We start from the raw sequence: 21,163 nt of genomic DNA on the forward strand, positions 1-21,163 counted from the left end.
ATGCGGGGCACTCTGGTAACTCTCGGCGAGGCGGTAGGGGTGGTGGCCGCGGTCGAGCCGGGGCCGCTCGCACCCGGCGCGGCGCTGCGGATGGACTTCGCGGGCGCGGAGGCGACCGTGGCGATCGGCGTGAGCAGGCTTGGGCACCACAGTGTTTGGGTGGGCAGCGTCGGTGACGATGCCGTGGGCACCATGGTGCTGGACCGATTGCGGGCCGAACGCGTCGACGTCTCCGGGTGCCGGATCGACCCGGAGCTGCCGAGCGGTCTGATGGTGCGGGAACGGCGCACCGCCGACCACATCCGGGCCACCTACTACCGGCGTGGACTGGCCGGGTCGAGACTGTCGGTCGCGCAGGTCGACACCGAACAGATCGCGGCCGCGGGCGTGCTGCATCTGACCGGGATAACCCCGGCGTTGAGCGCGTGCGCGCGCGACGCGGTGCATGCCGCGCTGGACGCGGCCGTCGAAGCGGGCGTGCCGGTTTCGCTCGACATCAACTATCGCAGTGCGCTGTGGTCCAGGGCGGATGCCGCCGCAGAACTCGCGAAACTGGTGTCGCACTGCGACATCGTCTTCGCCGGGCTCGATGAGGCAGCGTTGCTGGTGCCCAGCGCGAGCGCGTCCGCGATGGCGGAATCTCTTGCGGCACTGGGTCCGTCGCAGGTCGTACTCAAGCTCGGCGGCGACGGCGCGCTGGCGCTGCACCGCGGGCGGGTGATCCGGCAGCAGGCGATCCCGGTGACCATGGTCGATCCGGTGGGTGCGGGTGACGCGTTCGTGGCCGGCTACCTCGCGGGCGTGCTGGACGGCACGTCGGTGCGGCACAACCTGCGACTGGCCGCCACCTGCGGCGCGTTCGCGGTCTCCGTACCCGGCGACTGGGCGGGATTGCCGTCACGCCGGGAGCTGGACTTGCTGAACGGCACCGACATTCAACGATGAAAGGAAGGCCTGTGAGTCGTCTGGCAGAACGCGTCGCGGTGGTCACCGGGGGCGCTTCGGGGATCGGCGCCGCCACCGCGTCGCGGTTGGCCGCCGAGGGCGCCGCCGTGGTGATCGCGGACATCGCCGAACCGGCGGGCGAGGAGGTGGCGGCGAAGATCCGCGCCGCGGGTCAGCGCGCCGAATTCGTCTGGTGCGACGTGTCGCAGGAGCAATCGTGGGTGTGGTTGCATAACCGGGTGAACGAGGTGTTCGGGCCACTGGATGTACTGTGCAGCAACGCATCCCGGCAGGCCCCCATCCCCGCCGACGAATTGTCCCGGCGGCAGTGGGACGACGGGCTCGCGATCAATCTGACGCCGCTGTTCCTCGGCGTACACACCTTCATCGACGATCTGCGTTCGCAGGCCGGGAACGTGGTCGCGATCTCCAGTGTGCACGCGCAATTCGGGTTGCCCGGGTATCCGGTCTATGCCGCGGCGAAAGGCGGCCTGACCGCGTTGGTCCGGCAGCTCGCCGTCGAATACGGCGGTGCCCGAGTGCGATTCAACGCGATCCTGCCCGGGCCGGTCCTCACCCCGGTGTGGGACGACGTCGACGAGGAAGGCCGCAGGCTGTCCGCCCGCGCCACCGTCCTGGACCGGCTCGGTGCGCCCGAAGAGGTCGCCGCCGCGGTGGCCTTCCTCGCCTCCGACGACGCCTCCTTCATCACCGGCGCGAACCTGGTCGTCGACGGCGGCTGGAGCGTACGAAAGGAATCCCGGTGAAGATCACCGCATTGACCACCTATCTGGTCGCACCGCGCTGGTGTTTTCTGCGCATCGACACCGACGAAGGCATCACCGGGTGGGGTGAGCCGGTGATCGAGGGGCGGGCGCACACCGTCGCCGCCGCGGTCGGTGAACTCGCCGACTATCTCGTCGGCAAGGATCCGATGGCGATCGAGGCGCACTGGCAGGTGCTCACCAAGGGCGGCTTCTATCGAGGCGGTCCGATCCTGTCGAGTGCGGTCGCCGGCATCGATCAGGCCCTGTGGGACATCACGGGCAAGGCGCTCGGCGTGCCGGTGTGGCAGCTGCTCGGCGGGGCGGTGCGGGATCGGATCCGGGTGTACAGCTGGATCGGCGGCGACCGGCCCGACGACGTCGCGGCGGCCGCGGTCGAACGAAAAGAGCAGGGCTTCACCGCGATCAAGATGAACGGCTCGGCCGAACTGGACGCGATCGACACCCCGCGCGCCACCACCGCCATCGTCGATCGGGTGGCCGCCGTGCGCGCCGCCACCGGCGACGAGTTCGATATCGCGGTGGACTTCCACGGCCGATTGTCGGTCGCGATGGCGCGGCGGGTGCTGCCGCTGCTGGAGCCGTATCTCCCGTTCTTCGTGGAAGAGCCGCTGGTGCCGGAGGTGAGCGAGCGGATCGGCGAGATCACCGCCGCGACGAGCATTCCCATCGCCACCGGCGAAAGGTTGTTCTCCCGCTGGGATTTCCGGGCCGTGCTCGACCAGGGCGTCGCCGTGGTGCAACCCGATCTCTCGCACGCGGGCGGCATCTCCGAGGTCCGCCGCATCGCCGCGCTCGCCGAGAGCCGCGACGTGGCACTGGCCCCGCATTGCCCGCTCGGCCCGATCGCCCTGGCCGCCAGCCTGCAGGTCGGCTTCGCCACGCCCAATCTGCTCATCCAGGAGCAGAGCCTCGGCATCCACTACAACGAGGGTTCGGATCTGCTCGACTACCTCGTCGATCCCGCCGTGTTCGCCTACCGCGACGGGTACGTCGACCTTTTGCGGGCTCCTGGCCTCGGCATCCAGGTCGACGAGACCGCGGTGGCCCGCGCCGCGGAACTGGGTCATCGCTGGCGCAATCCGATCTGGCACCGCAAGGACGGGTCGTTCGCCGAATGGTGAGGTCGGTGCCCGGCTAGCCGCGGCCCCGGCGGTCCGTGGCCCGCGGCTCGGGCATGTCGAGGCGATATTGCCGGCGCTCGGTTATAGGCTCCGCTCGGGTGGTGCGGCATGTCCGCGCAATCTGCCAGCAACGGACTGCCGACCGGGACCGACTCGCAGGAGGCCGCGCGTGACTTTCGGGGCATGCTTACAGCTTGGGCGCCGCGCACGCAGGACGTGTCTGCTCGGGATGGGCGTGGCACTGGCCGTGGTCGCCGTCGCGCCGCCGGTCGCGGTGGGTCAACCAGCACCTTCGCCGCCTGGCCCGGCCGAGGCTCCGCCCGCGCCCCCGGCCGGGGATATGAGCTTCCCGCTGTCCGAACTCGGCATGGGCACCGACCTGACCTTCCCCGGGCAACAGTTCGAACGCAGCATCGCGCTGCCGTTGCTGCCCGGTATGGCACCCACCGCATTGACAGGCACGATTCAGCTACCGCCGCACGTGGCGCGTGGCACGCTCGAGGTGCACTCCGGTACGCGCCTGCTCGACCGGGTGGAGGTGCCGCAGGACCCGCGGGCCCCGGTCCGGCTGTCGCTGGCCGGGGCCGAGCAGGAGAACAACGCGATCTCGGTGACGCTCACCTCGTCACTGGTGTCGGAACCGGGCACCTGCGTGACGGATTGGCTCGGACGTCCGATGACGCTCTCGGACGCGGCGGTCGGCTACTTCGGCGCGGAGGCACAACCGACGACCGTCGCCGAATTCCTGCCGCCGATCCTGCGGCAGTTGACGGTGTACGTCCCGGCCACGCCGTCGGAGACGGAAAGCGCCGCGGTGCTCACGCTGACGACCGCGCTGATCGCGCGCTACCACGGTCAACCGCTGACGGTGGACGTGCGACCGGTGCAGGCCGGCGCGGCGGTCCCCGATCACGCACCGGGATTGCTGGAGCGTCAGATCGAGATCGCGGAGTCGCCCGAGGCGGGGCTGCGGGTGACCGCGGGCGCACAGCCGGTTCTGCGGATCACCGGGAACGGGTCCGCCCTCGACGACCAGATCCGTTTGCTCACCAGTGCTTTGACGAAGATCGCGATCACCTCGGGCGCGACCGCCATCGCCCTGCCGCAGGCGCCGCAGCTCGCACCGGACTCGACGACGCTGCTCGCGCTCGGCGAGACCCAGCTCAGTGCGACCGCGATCGGTTCGGTGAGCGTGGATATCGGCATCGACCAGACGCGTCTCGGCCGCGCGTCGCGTGACGTTCGAATTCGCCTGCTGGGCAACTACACTCCGCTGCCCAGTACCCTCAGCGGCAATATCACCGTGACGGCGGGCAGCAGGTACATCGACAGCTGGCCGGTGGACGCGAGCGGGCGCATCGAACGCTGGATCGATCTCCCCGACGAGGTGCTCGGCCGCTATACGACGCTGACCGTCACCTTCCATCAGACGGGGCTCACGCACGGCTGCGGCCTGGAGCAACCGGTCACCCTGACGATCGATCCCGACAGCGAGGTCACCAGCGCATCGGCCGCGCCGCCGGTACCCGGGGGCTTCGGCGCGCTGCCGCAGGCGCTGCTGCCCGGATTCCAAGTCGGTTTGCGCGCACCGGGATTCACCGACACGCTGCGCGCGGTCAAGATCCTCACCGGGCTGCAGCGGCTGACCGCGGTGCCGCTGCGGCCGGAGCTGGTCGGCTTCGACGCCGCCGCCCGCGGCAAGCGGCCCGCCGTCCTGATCACGGCCACCGGCGATCTGCCCGAGTCGATCCGGCTGCCACTCAGCCAAGACGACGACACGCTGACCGTGACCGACGACAGCACCCGGGCCGCCGTGCGGATCGATCCGACGGTTCCGTTCGGGTCGCTGCAGACGACCTGGTCCGGCGGGCGCACGGTGCTGGTCGCCACCTCGACCCAGGCGCCGGAGCACCTCGACCGGGCACTGGATTGGCTCAACGCGGATTCGCGCCGCTGGTACCGGCTTTCGGGTTCGGTGCTGTTCCAGACGGGCGATCGGGAGCCGGAGTTCTTCGACCCGTCGGCGGTAGCGCCGGCCGCGTCCACCGCCGCGATCTCGAGTGATTCCGTCGCCCGGATGCTGGCGATCGCCGCGGGCGTGCTGCTGGCCGTCGGCGTACTCGTCGCGGCGGTGGTGCTGCTGATGCTGCGTCGCCGCAGGCGCTGAGATGGCGCGCTCGGCGGGGCCCCGGCACGCGCGCGCGACGGTCGCTGGCGTCGTCGTGCGGTGGGCGTTGCTGATCGGTGTGGCCACCGCCGCCGCCTTCTGGTTCACCTGGGCCGAATTGGTGCAGGACATTCGGGAAGGTTCCTATCTCGGCTACATCTATGTCCTGCCGGTGCTCGCGGGTTTCGCCGCCGTCGGCATCGCGCTGCGCCGCGGCGCGGAACTGCCGATCCACGATCGGCAGACCGACATCATCGTCGGACTGATCGGGCTCGGCATGAGCGCCGCGGTCCTCGGCCTGCTGGTGCCCCGCTACCGCTATCAGTACGAACTGCTGCATCTGGATGTGCTGGCCGCGTGGCTGTTCCTGATCTCCGCGTGCGTGCTGCTGTTCGGGCTGCGACCGGTTTTCCGGTTCTGGCCCGCCTGGCTGCTGTTGCTCGCGGCCTTTCCACCGCCGTACGCGATGCTCATGGTCGCCCTGGGCGGCGACCGGGTCGCCGCCGGCGTCGGCACCGTGCTGCTCGCGGCTTTCGCGGCGGGCATCGGGTCGGCGCGCACCCGCACCCGCGCCGCGGTCGCCGCGGCGGGTGTGCTCGTGCTCGGCGGGGTGCTCCTCGCGGTGCTGCGGGTGTGGTTCCCGGCGGCGCCGATCCTGGCGTATCAGGCGGTTCCCTCGGTGGTGGCGGTTTTCACGGTCTGCCTCGTGATGTATGTCGACGTGCGGCGCGGCCGGTCGATGAAACCGCTGGATCGGCAGCTGGAACCGCTCACCGCGGCCCAGTCGCGCAGTGCGGCACTGACCGTCGTGATCGTCGCCGTGCTGCTCGCGATCATTCCACTGCCCGCCGACTACGACCGGAGCTTTCCGCGGGTGCCGGGTCTGGTGATCGCCCGCCCGGACGCCGCCCCGCCCGGTTGGCAACTGCTGAGAGAGCAGGAATATCCCTGGGCGCGAAGGTATCTCGGACAGGACGCGGTGTTCACCCGCCGGATGATCCGGGCCGAGCGCGGTAATCCGGACTGGGACAAGGAATCCCGGCGCCGCCGGGTGGCGATCGACACGGTGCGTTCCAGCGACGGTGACGCGATCGACCGCTACCCGGAGTTCGTGCTCTATCGGCTCGTGCAACCGCGGATCAGCCCGCCGGCGCTGGTCGACCTCGGGCACGGCATCACCGCACGCCTCAACACCGTGCTGGACGACCGCAGGCTGCTGAGCTGGACCTGGTTGAGCTGGAACTGGAGTGGCGAGGGCGGCGCGGAACGGATCAGCCTGATCGCGGCCGACAATCACCTGCCGGAAGCGGAGTTTCCGATGCCGCAGCGCTCGATCACGGCGAACTTCGACAACTTGATGAACCAGTTCCTGCGCGGCAACGCCATCGTCCTGGACTCGCAATCCAGTTCGGTGGAAGCCGATTCCGAGCACAAGGACCGGGAGATGCTGACGACACTCGCCCAGCACATCGTGCGCGCCAGGACCGAGCAGTCGTGACAGCCGCCCTCGATCCCGAATCCGAGTCGTTCAAGGCCCGCGCGCTGCATTCGGCGGTGCACGGGTTGCGCGAGTCCGATCCACTGGCCTCGGCGTCGGTCGCGTTCCTGCCGTGGCAGCGCAATACGTTGCTGTTCGCGCTGCTGGTGGTCCTCATTTGCGCGGGGTTGTTTCCGCTGGAGACGCTCACCGTGCTCGTCGCGGTGTGCACGCTCGGCTATCTGGCGGTGCTGGGCGATCGCATCCTGATCTTCGCTCGCGGCATGGACCGCGACGCCATCATGACCGTGGCCGACGACCGGGCCCGCGCGCTCGCCGACGCGGAATTGCCGCCCTACACCATCCTGGTTCCGGCCTACGGTGAGCCCGAGGTGGTGGGCGACCTCATCGGCGCGCTGAACGCCATCGACTATCCGCGCGACCGCCTCCAGGTGCTGTTGCTGCTGGAGGAGGACGACGCACCGACCATCGACGCGGCGCGCGCGGCCGGAATAGGCACGGGCGGAAACGAACACATCACCGTGGTGCTGGTCCCGGCGGCCGATCCGCGCACCAAACCCAAGGCGTGCAACTACGGGCTGCACCGGGCCACCGGCGATATCGTCACGATCTACGACGCCGAGGACATCCCCGATCCGCTCCAATTGCGCAGGGTGGTCGCGGCTTTCGCCGAACTGCCGCCATCGGTGGTCTGCATCCAGGCCAAGCTCGCGTTCCACAACGCGAAGCAGAATCTGCTGACCGCCTGGTTCACCATGGACTACGGGCTGTGGTTCGGGTTCCTGCTGCCCGGGTTGATGCGCAGCCGCGCGCCGATTCCGCTGGGCGGCACCTCGAATCACTTCAATCGCGAGGTGGTGATCGCGATCGGCGCCTGGGATCCGTACAACGTCACCGAGGACGCCGACCTGGGGGTACGCATCGCCGCCTCGGGATACTCGACCGCGGTCATCGATTCGGTCACGCTGGAGGAGGCCAATCCCGATCCGATCAACTGGGTCCGGCAGCGGTCGCGCTGGTACAAGGGTTACCTGCAGAGCTGGCTGGTGCACACCCGGCGGCCGATTCGGTTGTGGCGCAGCATCGGTACGGTCAGCTTCGTCCGGTTCACCCTGATTCTCGCGGGCACGCCGATCATCGCCTGCCTGAATCTGGTGTTCTGGTTCATCAGCATCGCTTGGATCCTCGGTCAGCCCAGCGTGATCGGCCGCCTGTTCCCCGCGGTCGTCTATTTCCCCGCCTTGATCGCGCTGGTCATCGGGAACGCCGCGACGATCTACATGAATCTGCTGGCCTGCCGGGAGAACAACCGCCCCGACCTGCTGGTGGCCTGCCTCACCTCGCCGCTGTACTGGCTGCTGATGAGCATCGCCGCGACCAAGGGCTGCTGGCAGCTGCTGCGCAATCCATCCTACTGGGAGAAGACTTTTCACGGTCTCGGCACGTCGTCGGAGGCGGCGAAATGACCGCCGGACGGGTGCGCCGTCCGGTCGTGATCTTCGGCGTGGCCACGGTGTTGTACCTGGTGACCGGCACCTGGTTGACCGCAGGCCGCGGCTTTCTGATGGGCGATGCGCTGAGCCGGGTTTCGGCGACCCAGGCGGCGCTGTTCAGCCGGGATCCGCACCTGTCCGCCATCGGCTTCGTCTTCACACCGCTGACGTCGCTGGCCCAGCTGCCGATGGTCGCGTTCGAGCCGCTGGTACCGGCGATCACCACCTGGGGACTGTCCGGCGTGCTGATGTCGGCACTGTTCATGGGTGGTGCGGCCACCATGATCCACGGCATCGGCGCCGATCGCGCCGCGCCGCCGTGGCTGACCCTCTGCGTCACAGTGCTTTTCACAGTGAACCCGATGGTCGTCTTCTACGGCGGCAACGGCATGAGCGAGGCCCCGTTCCTGTTCTGCCTGTGCTGGGCGGTGCGCAGGCTGATGCGCTGGGTGCACACCGACGGCGCACACGATCTGACCGCCTGCGGTATCGCGCTCGGGCTCGCCTATTTGACCCGCTACGACGCGGTCGCGCCCGCGGCGGCCGCCGCGCTGCTCGTCGGTGTGCTGAGTGGCCGGCGCAGGCGCGGCACCGAATACCGATGGTCCGGTGTCGCAATGGATCTGGTGGTGCTGCTCGCGCCGATCACGCTGGCGTTCGTGGTGTGGGCGGGAACGAGCTGGTTGATCACCGGCCAGGCGTTCCAGCAGTTCACCTCGCAATACGGCAACACCGCCATCCTCGCCCAGTCCGGTGCCACGTCCGCCGCGGAAAAGACCGCCGCGCTGTACTATTCGATCGCCTCGATGCTGGTCCTCGGCCCCGCGCTGCCATTGCTGCTGCCGCTCGCCTGCGCGCTCGCGGCGCGCAGACGCGACCTGGCCGTGGCCGTCCCGATCCTGTTGTGCGGCGCGGTGCTCGCCTTCCAGACGATGAGCTACCTGTCCGGGTCGACGTTCGCGTTCCTGCGCTTCTACGTGGCCGCCATCCCGTTGGCGGCGGTGCTCGCCCTGTGCATCGCTCCGGCCCGGGATCGGCCGCCGAGCCATCGTCCGGGCCCGCACGCCCTCGCCCCGCCACCGCGGCCCAACGCGCCGGTGGCGGCGTTGGTCGCGACCGTGGTGCTGCTGGCGGCGGGACTGCCGGTCACCGTGGCGGGGATGAACAACCATGATCTGGCGGTGCAGGAGTACGCGCTCGGGGCCGCCGTGTTTCCCCAGCGGGACAACGCATCTGCGCGCTACGCGGACAAACGCCGGATCGCCGCGACCTTCGGCACCGGGCGCAAGGTCGCCGACTACCTCGATGCGCTGCACCTGCCGCGTGGGTCGGTGCTGATGGACACCGTCTACGGTTTCTCGGTGGTGATCGCCTCGACGCGCCCCGACCAGTTCGTGGTGCCTTCGGACCGGGATTTCGTGCGGGTGCTCAACCGGCCCGCCGAGCGCGGTGTGCGGTACATCCTCGCGGTGCCCGCCACCGGGCGCGGCGTGTCGGACGCGGTCAACCGGCGCTATCCGACGCTGTACGAGAACGGCGCGGAGATCGCCACGTTGACCCTGGAGGTGCCCAACGATGGTGCGGGCGAGCCCGATTGGCGGTTGTACCGGGTACTCGGCACCTCCTGAGCGGGCTCAGCCGACGGTGATCCGCTCGGCGATCAGCGACCAGAGCGGATCCTCGGGCCCGACGTCGAAGGTGCACTGCTCGGGCCGGGGATCGGGCACGAACGCCCAGACCAGCGCGCCCGCCGAGCCCGCGGCGCGCTGACCCGCCATGCTCGTCGCGATGCTGTCGCGACGCGCCGACAGACTGCGACAAGAGCCGGCGTGCTCGCCGATCTCGGCCACCAGCAACGGTTTTCCGAGTTCTCGCGCCTGTCGCAGCCTGGTCGCCAACCCGTCGCGCTGGTCGCCGGGCAGCGCGACGTCGTCGTCGGAGTAGTCGTGGTACTCCAGCACGTCGATCTGCGGTGACATCCCGACATCCATGTATTCGGTACCGGCCGTGCCGCATTGGCCACCACCGATGAAACCGGCGAAGATCAGGCGCTGCGGGTCGAGGGAGCGGATCAGCGCGCCGGAATCGTCCATGAACCGGCGCAACACCGCCGCGGCGTCGCGCGGACAGCTGCGGGCCCGTTCGGAGCAGTTGCCCGCGCCGCACATGCTCGGCTCCGGCTCGCCGACGACCTCCCAGCCCGCGAGCACCGGCGAACTGCGCCACCGGTTTACGGCGGTAGTGATCCACTCGCGAGCGCTGAGCACGTTCCGGCCGGGAATCGGCGTCGTCTCGGTCCAGCCGGTCACATACCAGCTGCGCTGCTTGAACGTCTGATCGTCACAGTCGCCGTTCTGCGGTACGAGCACCGGCAGGATCAGCTGACCGTGCCGCTGTGCCGCCGCGAACACCGCGTCGGCGGCCGAAAAGTCCAGTCGTCCGGTCGATTTGTCGACGGCGAGGGCCTGGAAGATGCCGACCCGGGTCAACGCGTTCGGCGGCAGCTTGCCGAAATAGTCGTCGAGATCTACCTGTGCGCCGCATCCGATATTGATCGCCCAGTTCGTGGCCAGCTGCGGGGCGTTGAAACCGGCGGGCCACCAAGGCTGTCCGCGCAGCAGCAGCGTGCTGCCGTTGCGGCCGACCACCGCCGGGGCCGGCGGTGCGCTCACCGTCGACTCGGTGGACGGCGTCAGCGGGACGGATTCCGGGCCACGCTCGGCGCAGCCGGTGAGCGCGGTGCCGAGCAGCAGCGCCGCGAAGAAGCGAGCGGTTGTCATGGCGGGTCCGCGCCCGCGGTCGGGTCCCACTCGGTCATTGCACCACAGTGGCCGCGGCCCGGGCCGCACCCTGCGTGCGGCCGCGCGTCGCTGTGCTGCGCCTCAGCTGCGGATCAGGGTGGCCACGGTGCGTACGAGATGGTCGATGTCCTGGGTGGTGTTGTAGCCGTGCGGCGAGACGCGCAGCCCGCCCGCGCGGGCGGAGACGGCGATGCCTTCGGCTTGCAAGCGACTGGCCAGCAAGGGGATCGGGGCTCCGTCGAGATGCACCGAGACGATACCGGAGCGGCCGTCGGGGGAACGATCCGTCAGCACCGTGGCGCCGATCGCGGTGAGTTCCGCGCAAACTTGTTCGCACAGCTGATCGACGTGCGCCCAGATGGCGGCGATGCCCGCGTCGAGCAAGAGGTCGATCGAGGCGCCCAGCGCGGCGATACCGGTGACGTTGGGCATGCCGCCTTCCAGCCGTCGTGCGGTGTCGTCGAATACCAGCTCGAGATTGTCCCAGTCCTCCCGGTGCGCGACCGAATTCCAGCCCGGTTCCAGGGGACGCAGCAACTCCAGCCGGGAGCCCCGGACATACAGCACGCCGCTGCCCTCCGGGCCGAGCAGCCATTTGTGGCCGTCCGCCATCGCGAAATCGACGCCCCAGCGGGCCAGTTCGGCCGGGAGCACGCCGAGCCCCTGGATCACGTCCGCGCACAGCAGGGTTCCGGCCGCCCGGCACACCCGGCCCAGTTCGGCCAGGTCGACGCGCCAGCCGCGACCGAACTGCACCCAGCTGGTGACGACCAGTTTCGGCGGCGGTCCCGCCTGGATGCGTTCGGCGAAGGCCTCGATCGGGAGTTTCCCGCCCGGCCCGACGGGCCGAACCCGATCCACCACCACGCCGCGATCGGCCAGCGCGAGCCAGGGGTACAGGGTGGACGGGAATTCCAGATCGGGCACGACCACCCGGTCGCCCGGCGACCAGTCGAGTCCGTTGGCGATCATGCCGAGCCCGGTCGTGGTGTTCTTCACGAACGCGACGTCGGTCCGCGGTACCCCCAGCAGTCGCGCCGCCGCCGACCGCACCCGCTCGATCTCCGCACTGTGTGCCGCGTAGGTGAATTCGCCGTCCAGGGACACCTCGGTCGCGCGCCGGTGCATCGCGTCGACCGACGGCTGGGGGAGCGGGCAGATGCCCGCGTGGTTGAGGTAGGTCCACCGCTGCGTCGCCGGAAAGTGCGCTCGCTCGAGGGGAGTACCGCTGTGTGCCCCGAATGATCCGGTCATCTCTTGCCCTCCGATAAAGTGGACGTGCTGTCCATTTGGACAGCCTACGGCTAAGTGGTCAGTGTGTCCACATATCTCGCGGCGGCCTTCGGCGCAATGCACAACGGGGGCGCGGTCATGCTGGCGTGCCGGCCATTGCGGGAACGATCCCTGGATCGCAGCATGGTTGCCGGGCGGCCGACTGCCGGCCCGACGTGTTACGCGAGGATCTGCCGACCGGCGAGGGAGCGATGACCGTATGACCATCGATCGACACAGCACCGAGCGCAGAACCGTGACGAGAGGCGGTGTGGTCGCACTTCTTTCGGCCCTCACGCTCGCCGCGCCGACGCTCGCCGCCGCGCGCGAGCCCGCGCCGGACGCCACCATCACCTGCGACGACCACGTGACATCCGACGATTCCTTCTACAACGGTCCACGTGCCTCGGACACCTACGACAAGCACTTCGAGGGCAGCCACACCGTGCCCGACCTCGACACCCACGTCCCGCAGGGGCTGGCCACCTGGTCACGCTGGAACGGCACCGACGATCTGCTGCTGATCACCGCGTACGCGCCGAAAAGTCAGGACGACGCCTACATCATCGGTCTCGACGCGAAGACGGGCCGCCGGGTCGGTGCCGCGCGGATCGACGCGACCCACGCGGGCGGCATCGCGGTCTTCGAGCAGCAGGGCTGGGCGTATGTGTCCGGCAGTCAGGGCAAGCGGGTCCGGAAGTACCCGTTGAGCCGGTTGCGCGAAGCGATCAGCAACTCGGCCCACTTGGCGCAGGTGGGCGACGACATCGTCGTCGACGGTGGCTCCTCGTTCCTCGGCAAGCACGGCGACTCGCTGTGGACCGGGCAGTTCGAAACGGATACGAGGGGAGCGATGTATTCCTACCGGGTCGGCCCGAACGGTGAGCTGACCGGTCGCGAAGGTCCGTGGGAGGTGCCCAAGAAGACGCAGGGGCTGGCCGTCACCGATGATCTGTTCCTGTACAGCACTTCCTACGGTCGGCCCAATCGCAGCAATATCTATGTGGTCCGGCGCGGCGCCGGCGATCGCGCGCTCGATACGGCGCGCCTGTCGTGCTTCCGGGCGCCGAGCATGTCGGAGGGTATGTCGGTCTACGGCGGCGCGGCCTACGCCGTGTACGAATCGGGCGCCGCGTACTACCGCAGCGATCCGAAGAACAAGCCGCGCAACATCATCGAGCATCTGCACCGCGGTGCGCTGTCGAAGCTGGGCGAGTTGCCGCCGAAATGACCTGAGCGGCACCGTGGCGGATCGTCCGCCACGGTGCCGCCGTCGTACGACGATCAGGCGGGGGTGAGCCGGCCCATCGAATGGATCTCGTTCACGTCACTGCCCGTGATGAAAGACCATGGGGCGGTGAAGAACCCGTTGTTGCCCCAGTTCGAACCCCAGGAGTTCTCGATCGTCACGCCCTTGGCGTCGTAGCCGACGATGGTGACCTCGTGCCCGCCGAGAATTCGCTCGCTGCGCGACGGATTGTAATTGCTGTTGGCGCCGTCCAGGCTTTCGAAGCTTTCCCTGACTTCGAAGCCGAACGGTACCGGCAGCCCCGCGGCGATCGCGCTCTTGATGTTCGCGACGATATCGCCCTTGGTGAGGTCTTTGGCGCCGGACAGCTTGTAGTGCGCGGCATTGGCGCGTTCCGCCGCATCGGGCTGGGTCGTGTAGTCGAAATCGCCCTGCCAATAGTCGGATTTGGTGTCTATGCCCTGTTGTTGTTCCAGCGGCAACGCGACACCGGCGTAGGTGCCTTCGTCATCACCCTTCGCGATCTGCGAGTAGATGAACATCGGCGCCATCGGGCTGCCGGCGATCTGCTGTTCGTGCATCAGGATGCCGTAGCCGGTGTAGCCGGTCGCCCAGGTGACGCACGAGCCGACCGGTCCCTGATCGCCGGGCGGTAAGGCATACTGCCGCAACGAATACGAGGCGGGCGGCGCACCGATCGCGCCCACCTGGACCGGTAGTGCCAGGCCGACGGTGGTATCCCGGCTGAGGCTGTCGCGCGCGGCGGTCCGATCGAGACCGAACGCGTGATGGGCGATTTCGGGTTTCTCCGGCTCCGCGTGCGCGAGGGCGGGCAGGGCGAGACTGATCCCCACTGCGCAGACGACCGCAGTGGACAAGCGCGATTTTTGCAAGGTTCCTCCAGCCGATAAATGGACGGGAAGCGTCGAACGGGGTAGGGGGAGTGCGCGATCGACCGCTTCCAGATGGAACTAGCAGCGAACTGAACACGGAGTGTTTCACGTTGTTCGCGCGGCGGCAACGTATAACTCACTGTGATTCATTTAAGGGATCGTTAACGGCAATGTCTCGCAAGTAAATTCAGGCAACTCGCCCAATTCGCCGGTGCCTCCCGGCGAACATATTGCGGCCGCAAATGGGAATGTGTAGCGTGCCGGTACATTTCCGCCGGAAAGTAGCAGGGGGATTCGGAAGGACGGGCTGTGGCATCGAAATGGAAACTGCTGTGCGGCCCGGCCGCCCTGTGCCTGGCGCTCACGGTGCACGGATCCGCGGCCGCCGATCCGGACCGGTCCGAATGGGCCGCGGGACGTTCCTACGGCTTGGTGGTGACGCCGGGCCTGCCGCCGGTACCGGAACCGCGCTCGGCCGTCTTCGGTGCCCAGACCCTGCCGTATCTGCAACAGACGCAGACCGCGGCGCAGTGGTGCTGGGCGGCCGACGGCTCGTCCATCGCCACGTACCTGCACAAGCCGATCAGTCAAAGTCGGTACTGCGCACTGGTGCGCGGTGCCGACACCGCCGGCAGCTGCCCCGACCAGCAGGCCTCGCTCGAAGAGATCGCCGCCGCGTTCCGGAAGATCGGCTTCGGCGCGGCCGTCGGCGCGCCGCTGTCGATGACGAAGGTGGTCGACGAGATCTCGGCCAACCGGCCGATTCTCACGGGTATCGCATGGACGGCAGGTGGCGGGCACGCGCAGGTCATCTACGGCTTCGACGCGGACGCGGGCACCATCACCTACGGCGACCCGTGGCCGAGCTCGCGCCGCAGCGTCACCCAGGCCCTCGATTCGTATACGCAGAACGCGGATTGGGTGTGGTTCGGCGAGGACTATGGCATCGCGGCCCGATGAACGGCGGGCGCCTCGCGATCATGGTCGCGGCCGGCCTGATCCTCACTGGTTGCGTGAATCATGCGGTACCGGTGCAGAATTGGGCGACGGAACCGGACCTGGCGGCAATCGACCGCGCGATCGACGCGCCGGCGGCGCAACGCCTCGCGGGCTCGTTCCTGCGCTCACAAGACCCCGCCGCCGACGGTGCGACGGTGCGACTGCAGCGGGTCGGCGCACCGGTCATGGTGTACGCGACCGACCCGCGGGCCGACCGGGCCGACGATCTCGAACAGGTCGGCGTCGAGTCGTATATCGCTGTGCCGGTGCGGTTTTCCGGCCGCGATGCGGTCGAAACCATGCAGTTGGAGCCGCGACCGCCGTACCGGCCGCGCGCCATGGCGACCGGGGCGGAGGAAACGAACCTGCCGCGGCCCGCCGGGGCCCGGCTGCTGCTCGACTATCCGACCCACACGTGGTTCGCGTGGACACCGACAAAGGCTACGGTGCTGTCCTCCGGAGCGCTACCGGGCTTGGCGGGCAAGGAATTCGACGCCGCGGGCTTACACGCCGACTTCGGGCGCAGGGTTCCGTAGCAGCCGCCATCCGCGCGGATCGCGGGCATGGGTGCCGGGCAATCCCTCAGCAATGAATCTTGTTCCTGGGACAGTCGTATCGGAATTCGGTCACCCTTGAGGGGTGGAGCGCGAACAGTACCCAACGGCCACCTCGGCCGACGCCGTGGCCGCGCGGCAGAGCGCGGCATCGCACCGGTCCGCCGGGGGGACCTGGTTCGACCGCATAGTGCCGCAGTTGGAGGAAATGGCGCACGAAGTGTGCGATCAGCAAGCGGCCCAGCAGATCCGCGAGATCAAGCGCCGCCACACCGGCACCCTGTTCCCCGACGACCTCGAGGCATGTACCGGTGCCGACCTCGCGCAGCTGCGCGCCGTGGTCGGCGCGGTCCGCACCGAGCTCGAGGAGGACGAGCCGGTCGAGCAGCCCGAATGACCGGCCATCCACGGGCTTGACCTTGACGCAGGGTCAACGCCGCAGGCTGGCTGGCATGGACCTCGAGCACTGGACGGTACACAACGGCGACGTCGCGCTTTCCGTGGCACGCGGCGGCCACGGGCGACCTCTGGTCCTGTGTCCCGGGCTGCTGACCACCCGGCGCGAGCTGCGGGAGTTGATCGCGTTGCTGCGGCAGGAGTACGACGTGGTGAGCTTCGACCTGCGCGGCCACGGCGCGAGTTCGCCCGGCGCGCGCTACACGTTCGAGGCGTTCCTCGGTGATCTCGTCGCGGTACTCGCACAACTGCACGAACGCGGTCTGCGATCGCCGGTGCTGGTGGGGTATTCGCTGGGCGCCGACCTGGCCGTGCACTACGCTGCCCGCTATCCCGATACCGTCGCCGGACTCGTCCTCATCGACGGGGCGAATCCGCTGCCCGAACCGTTCATCGGGCCGGCCGATCTGGCGGAATTCCGTGCCATGGCAGCGGATTCCGTGTCTGGGCCGGTGCCGCTCACCGCCGCGGAGGTCTTCGACCTGAACCTCGAGATCGATGTGATCCGCGCCGGCATTCTCGAACGCTACCGCGCGATCGACTGCCCGATCAGCATGATCATGTCGACCACGATCGCGGGGGAGCGCGGTGTACGCCGGGCGGCGCGCCACAATCGGCTGTGGCGGGCGGGGATCGAGCGACTCCTGCGCGCCCGGCCGGACATCACCGCGTCCTGGCTGGACGCGGATCATCGCCTGGTCCGCACCCACCCTGCGGATATCGCCTGGTTCATCCGGAACGCGACAGCGACCGGATGACGCGATGCGCCCGGACCGGGAGACTGGTCCGATGCTGACCATCGGCGAACTGGCCGCGCACGCGGGTGTCACGGTGCGCGCGGTGCGGCACTATCACGCGAAAGGATTGCTGCCGGAACCCGTGCGCGACCACTCCGGCTATCGGCGTTACGACGCGGCCGCCGTGATCGCGCTGATCAAGATCCGGACTCTCGCCGAGGCCGGGGTGCCGCTGGCGCGCGTCGCGGAGCTGATGCGTGCCGATCCCGCGGCGTTCGCCGCGGCCATCGCACAGGTCGACGCGCGGTTGCGCGCGGAGATCCGGGAGCGCGAACGGCACCGGCGGCAGATCGCCCGCCTCGCCGCCGGAGATGGGTTGGCGCTGCCCGTCGAGGTGGTCGAGTACCTCGACCGGCTGCGGGCGCTGGGCGTGGACGAGCGGATCGTCGCGGTCGAGCGAGACGGGTGGATTCCGCTGGCGGCGCAGGCGCCCGAGCGAATCCCGGAGTGGTTGGCGCGCAAGCAGATACAGCTCGACGACCCGGAATTCCTCGACTTCTACCTGACTTTGGGCCGGGCACTCGACGTGACCGACGATCCGGGGCTCGTCGCATCGGCCGACGAGATGGCGGGATACCTTGCCCGGATCGCCGACACGCAAGGCGCGGCGCACGTCGACGACCTCGATATCGCACCCGGCTTGGCCGAACTCCTGGACGCTTTCGCCTTTGCGGCCGCGCCGCCTGCGCGGCGACTGGTCGAGTTGCTCCGGGAACGCGGCTGGACCGGCTGGACCAAGGTCGGCCGGGTCGATCCGCCCGCTCACCCCGCCTGACGCCGCAGCCGCGCCGCCAGCCACAGTACGACGCCGTACCCGAAGGCCGCGTCCGCGCCGGAAACCAAAGCGGCCGTGGGGAAGACGATGGCATGCCGCAAACCCGCGTCGGACAGGGCGCGGATACGGCGCAGAATCTCCGGGGGAGTGCCGATCATGAGCCACTCGTGCAGCACCTCGTCCGGTACCTCCGCGATCGCCGCCTGCACCTCGGCCCTGGTCAGCTGGTGCGGCATCAGATCCAGGAGCCCGCGGAAACCTTCGCCGAACGGGTGTTTCGCGCCGCAGCGCGCCCACACGGCGTCCGGTGCGAGCAAGCCGAGATAGCGGACCGCGGGTGCGCGCAGCAGCCGACGGAGGCCCGAATGAGTTCGCGCGGTGAGCATTTGGATCATCTGCGCGGGGACGATCGCGTCCGGGTCGCGTCCGGCGGCGCGGGCGGCGGCGTGCACCAGTCGCAGTCTTCGCTCGTACTCGGGCGGGGACTGGGTCTCCCACGGGTACCAGCCGTCGGCGTATCGTCCGGTCAGCTCGAGCATCCGGGGGCCGTGCGCGCCGATCCAGATCTGTGGCATCCGGCCCGGTGGCGGCTTCAGATCCATTGGGGCCCGGTCGATTCGGTAGTACTTTCCGGCGAACTCGAGTGGTTCGGCCGAGGTGAGTGCCGCGCGGATCACCTGGAGCGCCTCTTCGAGGCGGTCGACCGGGCGATTCCAGGTGAACCCGTAGGGGTCGAGGTTTTCCCGTTCGCCCGACCCGATGCCGAGGATGGGCGGGGCCTTCGTCATGTGCGCCAGCGTGGCGAACGTCTGCGCCAGCAGCACCGGATGCCGCCGATGCGGGTCCACCACCCCGACGCCCAACTGCACCCGTCCGGCCCCGGCCGCCAGATGTGCCAGCAGCGGAGCGTAATCGAATTGCTCGTCCGGGCTGGCGATCGCCTTCGCCTGCGGGGTGAAGTCGGTATCCCAGATGGCCCGCGGGAAGATGCTGATCAGATGATCCGGGGTCAGCACCGAATCGAGCTTGCCCAACCGGGCCATCCGCACCACGAAGCGCCCGGCGCTCAGCGGTGGATTGACCCCGGCCATCGTGCCCACTGCGAACGATCGTGCCTCCGCCACCGGCGTCCCCTCTCGACCAGCATGCCCGCGCCAGGCATTCCCCCGATTATCCCGACCGGCGTTGCCCCCGTCCGGCGATTGCGCGGGTTGCCGAGGTCGAGCAGCCGCCCGCTGGGGTGAAGGGGTAGGTGAGTTGGGCGAGGTAGTCGACCGGGTAGTCGGGTTTGGCGGCCATGCCGAGGTGGGTGCTGGTGAAGCGGCGGTCCGGGTCGTAGGAGAACGTGCGGAACAGGTGATCCCACAGCAGGGTGAACAGACCGAAGTTGACGTCACCGATACCGGCCCACTTCAGATGGTGGAAGCGATGACCTTCGTTGAGCGCCAGCACATATTTGAATGGTCCGACTCGATAGTCCGCATTGGAGTGTTGCAAGAGCAACTGGATTGCGACGGCGAGGGCGAGCGCGGCGGCGACCTGGACGGGCAGTCCGACGAGGAGCAAAGGCGCGACACCGGCGGCCATTTCGACGGTCTGATGCAGCGGGTGCTTCATCAGACCGTTCAGCCCGTAGAAGCGGGTGACGCTGTGGTGCACGGCGTGGAACCGCCAGAGCAGGCCGATCTTGTGGCTGGCCAGGTGCACCAGCGTGATGCCGAAATCGGCGATCAGCACCGCGAGGAGAACCTGCAGGACGAACGGCCAGCCGCTCGGCCAGAGGGCAGGCGCGGGCACGATGGCCGCGAGCGCGGGAATGGCGGCGACGCTGACGAGGAGCAGACTTTCGTTGACCGCGGTGTGGATGCGGTCGCGACGACTGTCGGCCTGTTCACCGTTCCACCCGGGTTCGTACGGGATGATCCGTTCCACCAGGAACGAGGCGGCGACGGCCGCCGCGAGCACCGCCAGCAGCCAGTATTCGGGGGCGTGCATGGCGGCGAGCGCGATACCGACTCCGTTGAGGCCGAGCAGCATGAAGGGGACGTAGGCGTATCGAGTGAGCTGTTGCCACGCGGTGAGCGTGCGGGTCGTGCTGGTCATGGGGACGATCGTGGCGTCGGACGGCCGGTACCGGCTTGAACGTTTCGGCTACGGCGTATGTGCGATGTCCCAGCGCAGGTTCCGGCTCAGCGCGGACGGCGGCAGGCCGAAGATCTCGCGGCAGGTGCGCGTGAGATGGGCGCTGTCGGCGAACCCGGCGGCATGCGCGGCGGTGGTGAGGTCCGCACCCGCCGCGGCCGTGGCGATGGCGCGACCGAGCCGGAGCCAGAGGATGAAGCGGCGCAACGGAATTCCGACCTGCGCGGTGAACAGATGGGTCAACCGGGTCGCGGAGAGACCGACGCGTCCGGCGAGGTCGCGGGTGCTGACCGTGCCGGCGGCGACCAGGTCGGGCAGCAGCGCCATCGCCGCCTCGACGGCGGGGTGGCGGTCGGGCCGATGCTCGGCGGGCAGCAGAGCGCTCGTCAGGGCGGTGACGAAGGTGTCGAGTCCGCGTTCGCCGACGGTGTGGGCGGGGAAGCCGAAACCCGTGTTCCAGCCGTCGGTGCGGGCCCGCTGGTGCGCGACGCGACCGGGCTCGCTGTCGGGGTCGAGGAACACCGCGGTGCCGATGGCCGCGCCCGTATCGATGCGGTGTACCGCATCAGCCGGGATGATGAGGTGAGTCCCGCTGTGCCGCTTGCCATTTCCGTCCACTACGCACAACTCGGTCGGCGCGGTCATCAGCTGCACCGCGTGGTGCGCGTGGGCGGCGGTGGTCCCGATGGCACCGGCGAAGGCGAGGGTGCCGGGTCGGAGCAGCGCGGTGCCCTGCCACCGTCGCACCCTGGCCTCCTGCCGCCCGCGTCGCCGGGCTACCTCGCTTGTCGCACACCCCGCGCGGGGGGCGCGCTACAAAGTAACCCGGCGTCGTTCGGCTGCCGGAGCGGGAGCGGTCAGTCGTTGTCCTCGTCGATGGAAACGATGGTGCCGGTGCGGGCGTCGACCGCCACCTCGTAGCCGCCGCCGTCCCTGGTCTTGACATCGATCTCCCACTTGGGCGTGCCGTCCGAGGTGTCGAATTCGATGGACTGCACGGTCGCGCCCATCAGTGCGTTGCGGGCCGCGTCGAGCGCTTCCTGCTCGGTGACGGCGGGCTCCGCGCCGGCCACCGCGCCGCCGCCGATCAGCGCGACGGCCAGTGCCGCACCGATAGTGAGTTTGCGCAGGCCGGAGCCGGGACGGCGGGGTGCGTAGAGCATGGTGATCCTCCTCAGTCGGTGACGCCGATGGCGCGACCCGAGGCCGATGG

20 protein-coding genes are annotated in these 21,163 nt (G+C 69.1%); 13 read left to right on the top strand and 7 right to left on the bottom strand.

Going from position 1 to position 21,163, the window contains the following annotated elements:
• From O3I_RS14965 to O3I_RS14995, 7 genes are all read left to right on the top strand, one after another.
• The gene (locus O3I_RS14965; RefSeq protein WP_041562622.1) at positions 1-945 is read left to right on the top strand and encodes a sugar kinase; all 945 of its coding nucleotides are present in this window, start codon (positions 1-3) and stop codon (positions 943-945) included.
• Positions 946-956: 11 nt separating this feature from the next.
• Positions 957-1,712: an SDR family NAD(P)-dependent oxidoreductase gene (locus O3I_RS14970; RefSeq protein WP_014983770.1), complete on the top strand. Its 756-nt coding sequence runs from the start codon at positions 957-959 to the stop codon at positions 1,710-1,712.
• Positions 1,709-2,854 (top strand): galactonate dehydratase, encoded by a 1,146-nt coding sequence (gene dgoD / locus O3I_RS14975; RefSeq protein ID WP_014983771.1) that lies wholly within the window; start codon positions 1,709-1,711, stop codon positions 2,852-2,854. The genes O3I_RS14970 and dgoD overlap by 4 nt, the downstream gene beginning before the upstream one ends.
• A gap of 229 nt (positions 2,855-3,083) precedes the next feature.
• Complete coding sequence (locus tag O3I_RS14980) at positions 3,084-5,021, top strand: hypothetical protein (RefSeq protein WP_014983772.1); 1,938 nt, start codon at positions 3,084-3,086, stop codon at positions 5,019-5,021.
• Between the two features lies 1 nt (position 5,022).
• Positions 5,023-6,519 (top strand): exosortase/archaeosortase family protein, encoded by a 1,497-nt coding sequence (locus tag O3I_RS14985; RefSeq protein ID WP_014983773.1) that lies wholly within the window; start codon positions 5,023-5,025, stop codon positions 6,517-6,519.
• Entirely contained in the window at positions 6,516-7,985 is a 1,470-nt protein-coding gene (locus tag O3I_RS14990; protein WP_014983774.1) for a glycosyltransferase, read from the top strand. The genes O3I_RS14985 and O3I_RS14990 overlap by 4 nt, the downstream gene beginning before the upstream one ends.
• Positions 7,982-9,640, top strand: coding sequence for a glycosyltransferase family 39 protein (locus tag O3I_RS14995; RefSeq protein ID WP_014983775.1), 1,659 nt, complete (start codon positions 7,982-7,984; stop codon positions 9,638-9,640). The genes O3I_RS14990 and O3I_RS14995 overlap by 4 nt, the downstream gene beginning before the upstream one ends.
• Positions 9,641-9,646: 6 nt before the next feature.
• Here O3I_RS14995 and O3I_RS15000 read toward each other — a convergent pair whose 3' ends face one another.
• Together O3I_RS15000 and O3I_RS15005 are read right to left on the bottom strand one after the other, a co-directional pair.
• The gene (locus O3I_RS15000; protein WP_014983776.1) at positions 9,647-10,792 is read right to left on the bottom strand and encodes a cellulase family glycosylhydrolase; all 1,146 of its coding nucleotides are present in this window, start codon (positions 10,790-10,792) and stop codon (positions 9,647-9,649) included.
• A gap of 102 nt (positions 10,793-10,894) precedes the next feature.
• A complete protein-coding gene (locus O3I_RS15005) occupies positions 10,895-12,067 on the bottom strand; it encodes an aminotransferase class V-fold PLP-dependent enzyme (RefSeq protein ID WP_014983777.1) in 1,173 nt (390 codons plus the stop codon).
• Between the two features lie 238 nt (positions 12,068-12,305).
• On the opposite strand from O3I_RS15005, the gene O3I_RS15010 reads away from it, so the two are divergent.
• The gene (locus tag O3I_RS15010; protein WP_014983778.1) at positions 12,306-13,316 is read left to right on the top strand and encodes a hypothetical protein; all 1,011 of its coding nucleotides are present in this window, start codon (positions 12,306-12,308) and stop codon (positions 13,314-13,316) included.
• A gap of 53 nt (positions 13,317-13,369) precedes the next feature.
• Here the strand turns inward: O3I_RS15010 and O3I_RS15015 are convergent, their stop codons facing one another.
• Positions 13,370-14,212: a C1 family peptidase gene (locus O3I_RS15015; protein ID WP_202804936.1), complete on the bottom strand. Its 843-nt coding sequence runs from the start codon at positions 14,210-14,212 to the stop codon at positions 13,370-13,372.
• Between the two features lie 324 nt (positions 14,213-14,536).
• Between O3I_RS15015 and O3I_RS15020 the strand changes: the two genes are divergently transcribed.
• From O3I_RS15020 to O3I_RS15040, 5 genes are all read left to right on the top strand, one after another.
• A complete protein-coding gene (locus tag O3I_RS15020) occupies positions 14,537-15,187 on the top strand; it encodes a papain-like cysteine protease family protein (RefSeq protein WP_014983780.1) in 651 nt (216 codons plus the stop codon).
• On the top strand, positions 15,184-15,762 hold the full coding sequence (locus O3I_RS15025) for a hypothetical protein (protein WP_014983781.1): 579 nt from the start codon (positions 15,184-15,186) through the stop codon (positions 15,760-15,762). Before O3I_RS15020 ends, O3I_RS15025 begins: the two co-directional genes overlap by 4 nt.
• Positions 15,763-15,865: 103 nt before the next feature.
• Entirely contained in the window at positions 15,866-16,177 is a 312-nt protein-coding gene (locus O3I_RS15030; RefSeq protein WP_014983782.1) for a hypothetical protein, read from the top strand.
• Between the two features lie 55 nt (positions 16,178-16,232).
• On the top strand, positions 16,233-16,994 hold the full coding sequence (locus O3I_RS15035) for an alpha/beta fold hydrolase (RefSeq protein WP_014983783.1): 762 nt from the start codon (positions 16,233-16,235) through the stop codon (positions 16,992-16,994).
• Positions 16,995-17,025: 31 nt separating this feature from the next.
• Positions 17,026-17,808: a MerR family transcriptional regulator gene (locus O3I_RS15040; protein ID WP_041562625.1), complete on the top strand. Its 783-nt coding sequence runs from the start codon at positions 17,026-17,028 to the stop codon at positions 17,806-17,808.
• On the opposite strand, the gene O3I_RS15045 is transcribed toward O3I_RS15040, so the two are convergent.
• The 4 genes from O3I_RS15045 to O3I_RS15060 all read right to left on the bottom strand — a co-directional run bounded on the left by O3I_RS15045 (position 17,796) and on the right by O3I_RS15060 (position 21,113).
• The gene (locus tag O3I_RS15045) at positions 17,796-18,932 is read right to left on the bottom strand and encodes an LLM class flavin-dependent oxidoreductase (RefSeq protein ID WP_141692315.1); all 1,137 of its coding nucleotides are present in this window, start codon (positions 18,930-18,932) and stop codon (positions 17,796-17,798) included. The genes O3I_RS15040 and O3I_RS15045 overlap by 13 nt on opposite strands.
• A 46-nt stretch (positions 18,933-18,978) precedes the next feature.
• Positions 18,979-19,911 carry a sterol desaturase family protein gene (locus O3I_RS15050; protein WP_014983786.1) on the bottom strand — a complete coding sequence of 311 codons (933 nt, stop codon included), beginning with the start codon at positions 19,909-19,911 and terminating at the stop codon, positions 18,979-18,981.
• 48 nt (positions 19,912-19,959) lie between these two features.
• Positions 19,960-20,697 (bottom strand): helix-turn-helix domain-containing protein, encoded by a 738-nt coding sequence (locus O3I_RS15055; RefSeq protein WP_014983787.1) that lies wholly within the window; start codon positions 20,695-20,697, stop codon positions 19,960-19,962.
• A gap of 110 nt (positions 20,698-20,807) precedes the next feature.
• Positions 20,808-21,113 carry a PepSY domain-containing protein gene (locus O3I_RS15060; protein ID WP_014983788.1) on the bottom strand — a complete coding sequence of 102 codons (306 nt, stop codon included), beginning with the start codon at positions 21,111-21,113 and terminating at the stop codon, positions 20,808-20,810.
• Positions 21,114-21,163: the final 50 nt, after the last annotated feature.

The sequence above is a fragment of the Nocardia brasiliensis ATCC 700358 genome (assembly GCF_000250675.2).
Taxonomy (GTDB): domain Bacteria; phylum Actinomycetota; class Actinomycetes; order Mycobacteriales; family Mycobacteriaceae; genus Nocardia; species Nocardia brasiliensis_B.

What these genes read in the sequence shown, in the direction of transcription:
- O3I_RS15005 (WP_014983777.1), bottom strand. Translation starts at nt 12,067, where the DNA reads ATGACCGGATCATTCGGGGCACACAGCGGTACTCCCCTCGAGCGAGCG.
- O3I_RS14985 (WP_014983773.1), top strand. Translation starts at nt 5,023, where the DNA reads ATGGCGCGCTCGGCGGGGCCCCGGCACGCGCGCGCGACGGTCGCTGGC.
- O3I_RS15010 (WP_014983778.1), top strand. Translation starts at nt 12,306, where the DNA reads ATGACCATCGATCGACACAGCACCGAGCGCAGAACCGTGACGAGAGGC.
- O3I_RS14980 (WP_014983772.1), top strand. Translation starts at nt 3,084, where the DNA reads ATGGGCGTGGCACTGGCCGTGGTCGCCGTCGCGCCGCCGGTCGCGGTG.
- O3I_RS14965 (WP_041562622.1), top strand. Translation starts at nt 1, where the DNA reads ATGCGGGGCACTCTGGTAACTCTCGGCGAGGCGGTAGGGGTGGTGGCC.
- O3I_RS14995 (WP_014983775.1), top strand. Translation starts at nt 7,982, where the DNA reads ATGACCGCCGGACGGGTGCGCCGTCCGGTCGTGATCTTCGGCGTGGCC.
- O3I_RS15060 (WP_014983788.1), bottom strand. Translation starts at nt 21,113, where the DNA reads ATGCTCTACGCACCCCGCCGTCCCGGCTCCGGCCTGCGCAAACTCACT.
- O3I_RS15050 (WP_014983786.1), bottom strand. Translation starts at nt 19,911, where the DNA reads ATGACCAGCACGACCCGCACGCTCACCGCGTGGCAACAGCTCACTCGA.
- O3I_RS15000 (WP_014983776.1), bottom strand. Translation starts at nt 10,792, where the DNA reads ATGACAACCGCTCGCTTCTTCGCGGCGCTGCTGCTCGGCACCGCGCTC.
- O3I_RS15025 (WP_014983781.1), top strand. Translation starts at nt 15,184, where the DNA reads ATGAACGGCGGGCGCCTCGCGATCATGGTCGCGGCCGGCCTGATCCTC.
- O3I_RS15035 (WP_014983783.1), top strand. Translation starts at nt 16,233, where the DNA reads ATGGACCTCGAGCACTGGACGGTACACAACGGCGACGTCGCGCTTTCC.
- O3I_RS15040 (WP_041562625.1), top strand. Translation starts at nt 17,026, where the DNA reads ATGCTGACCATCGGCGAACTGGCCGCGCACGCGGGTGTCACGGTGCGC.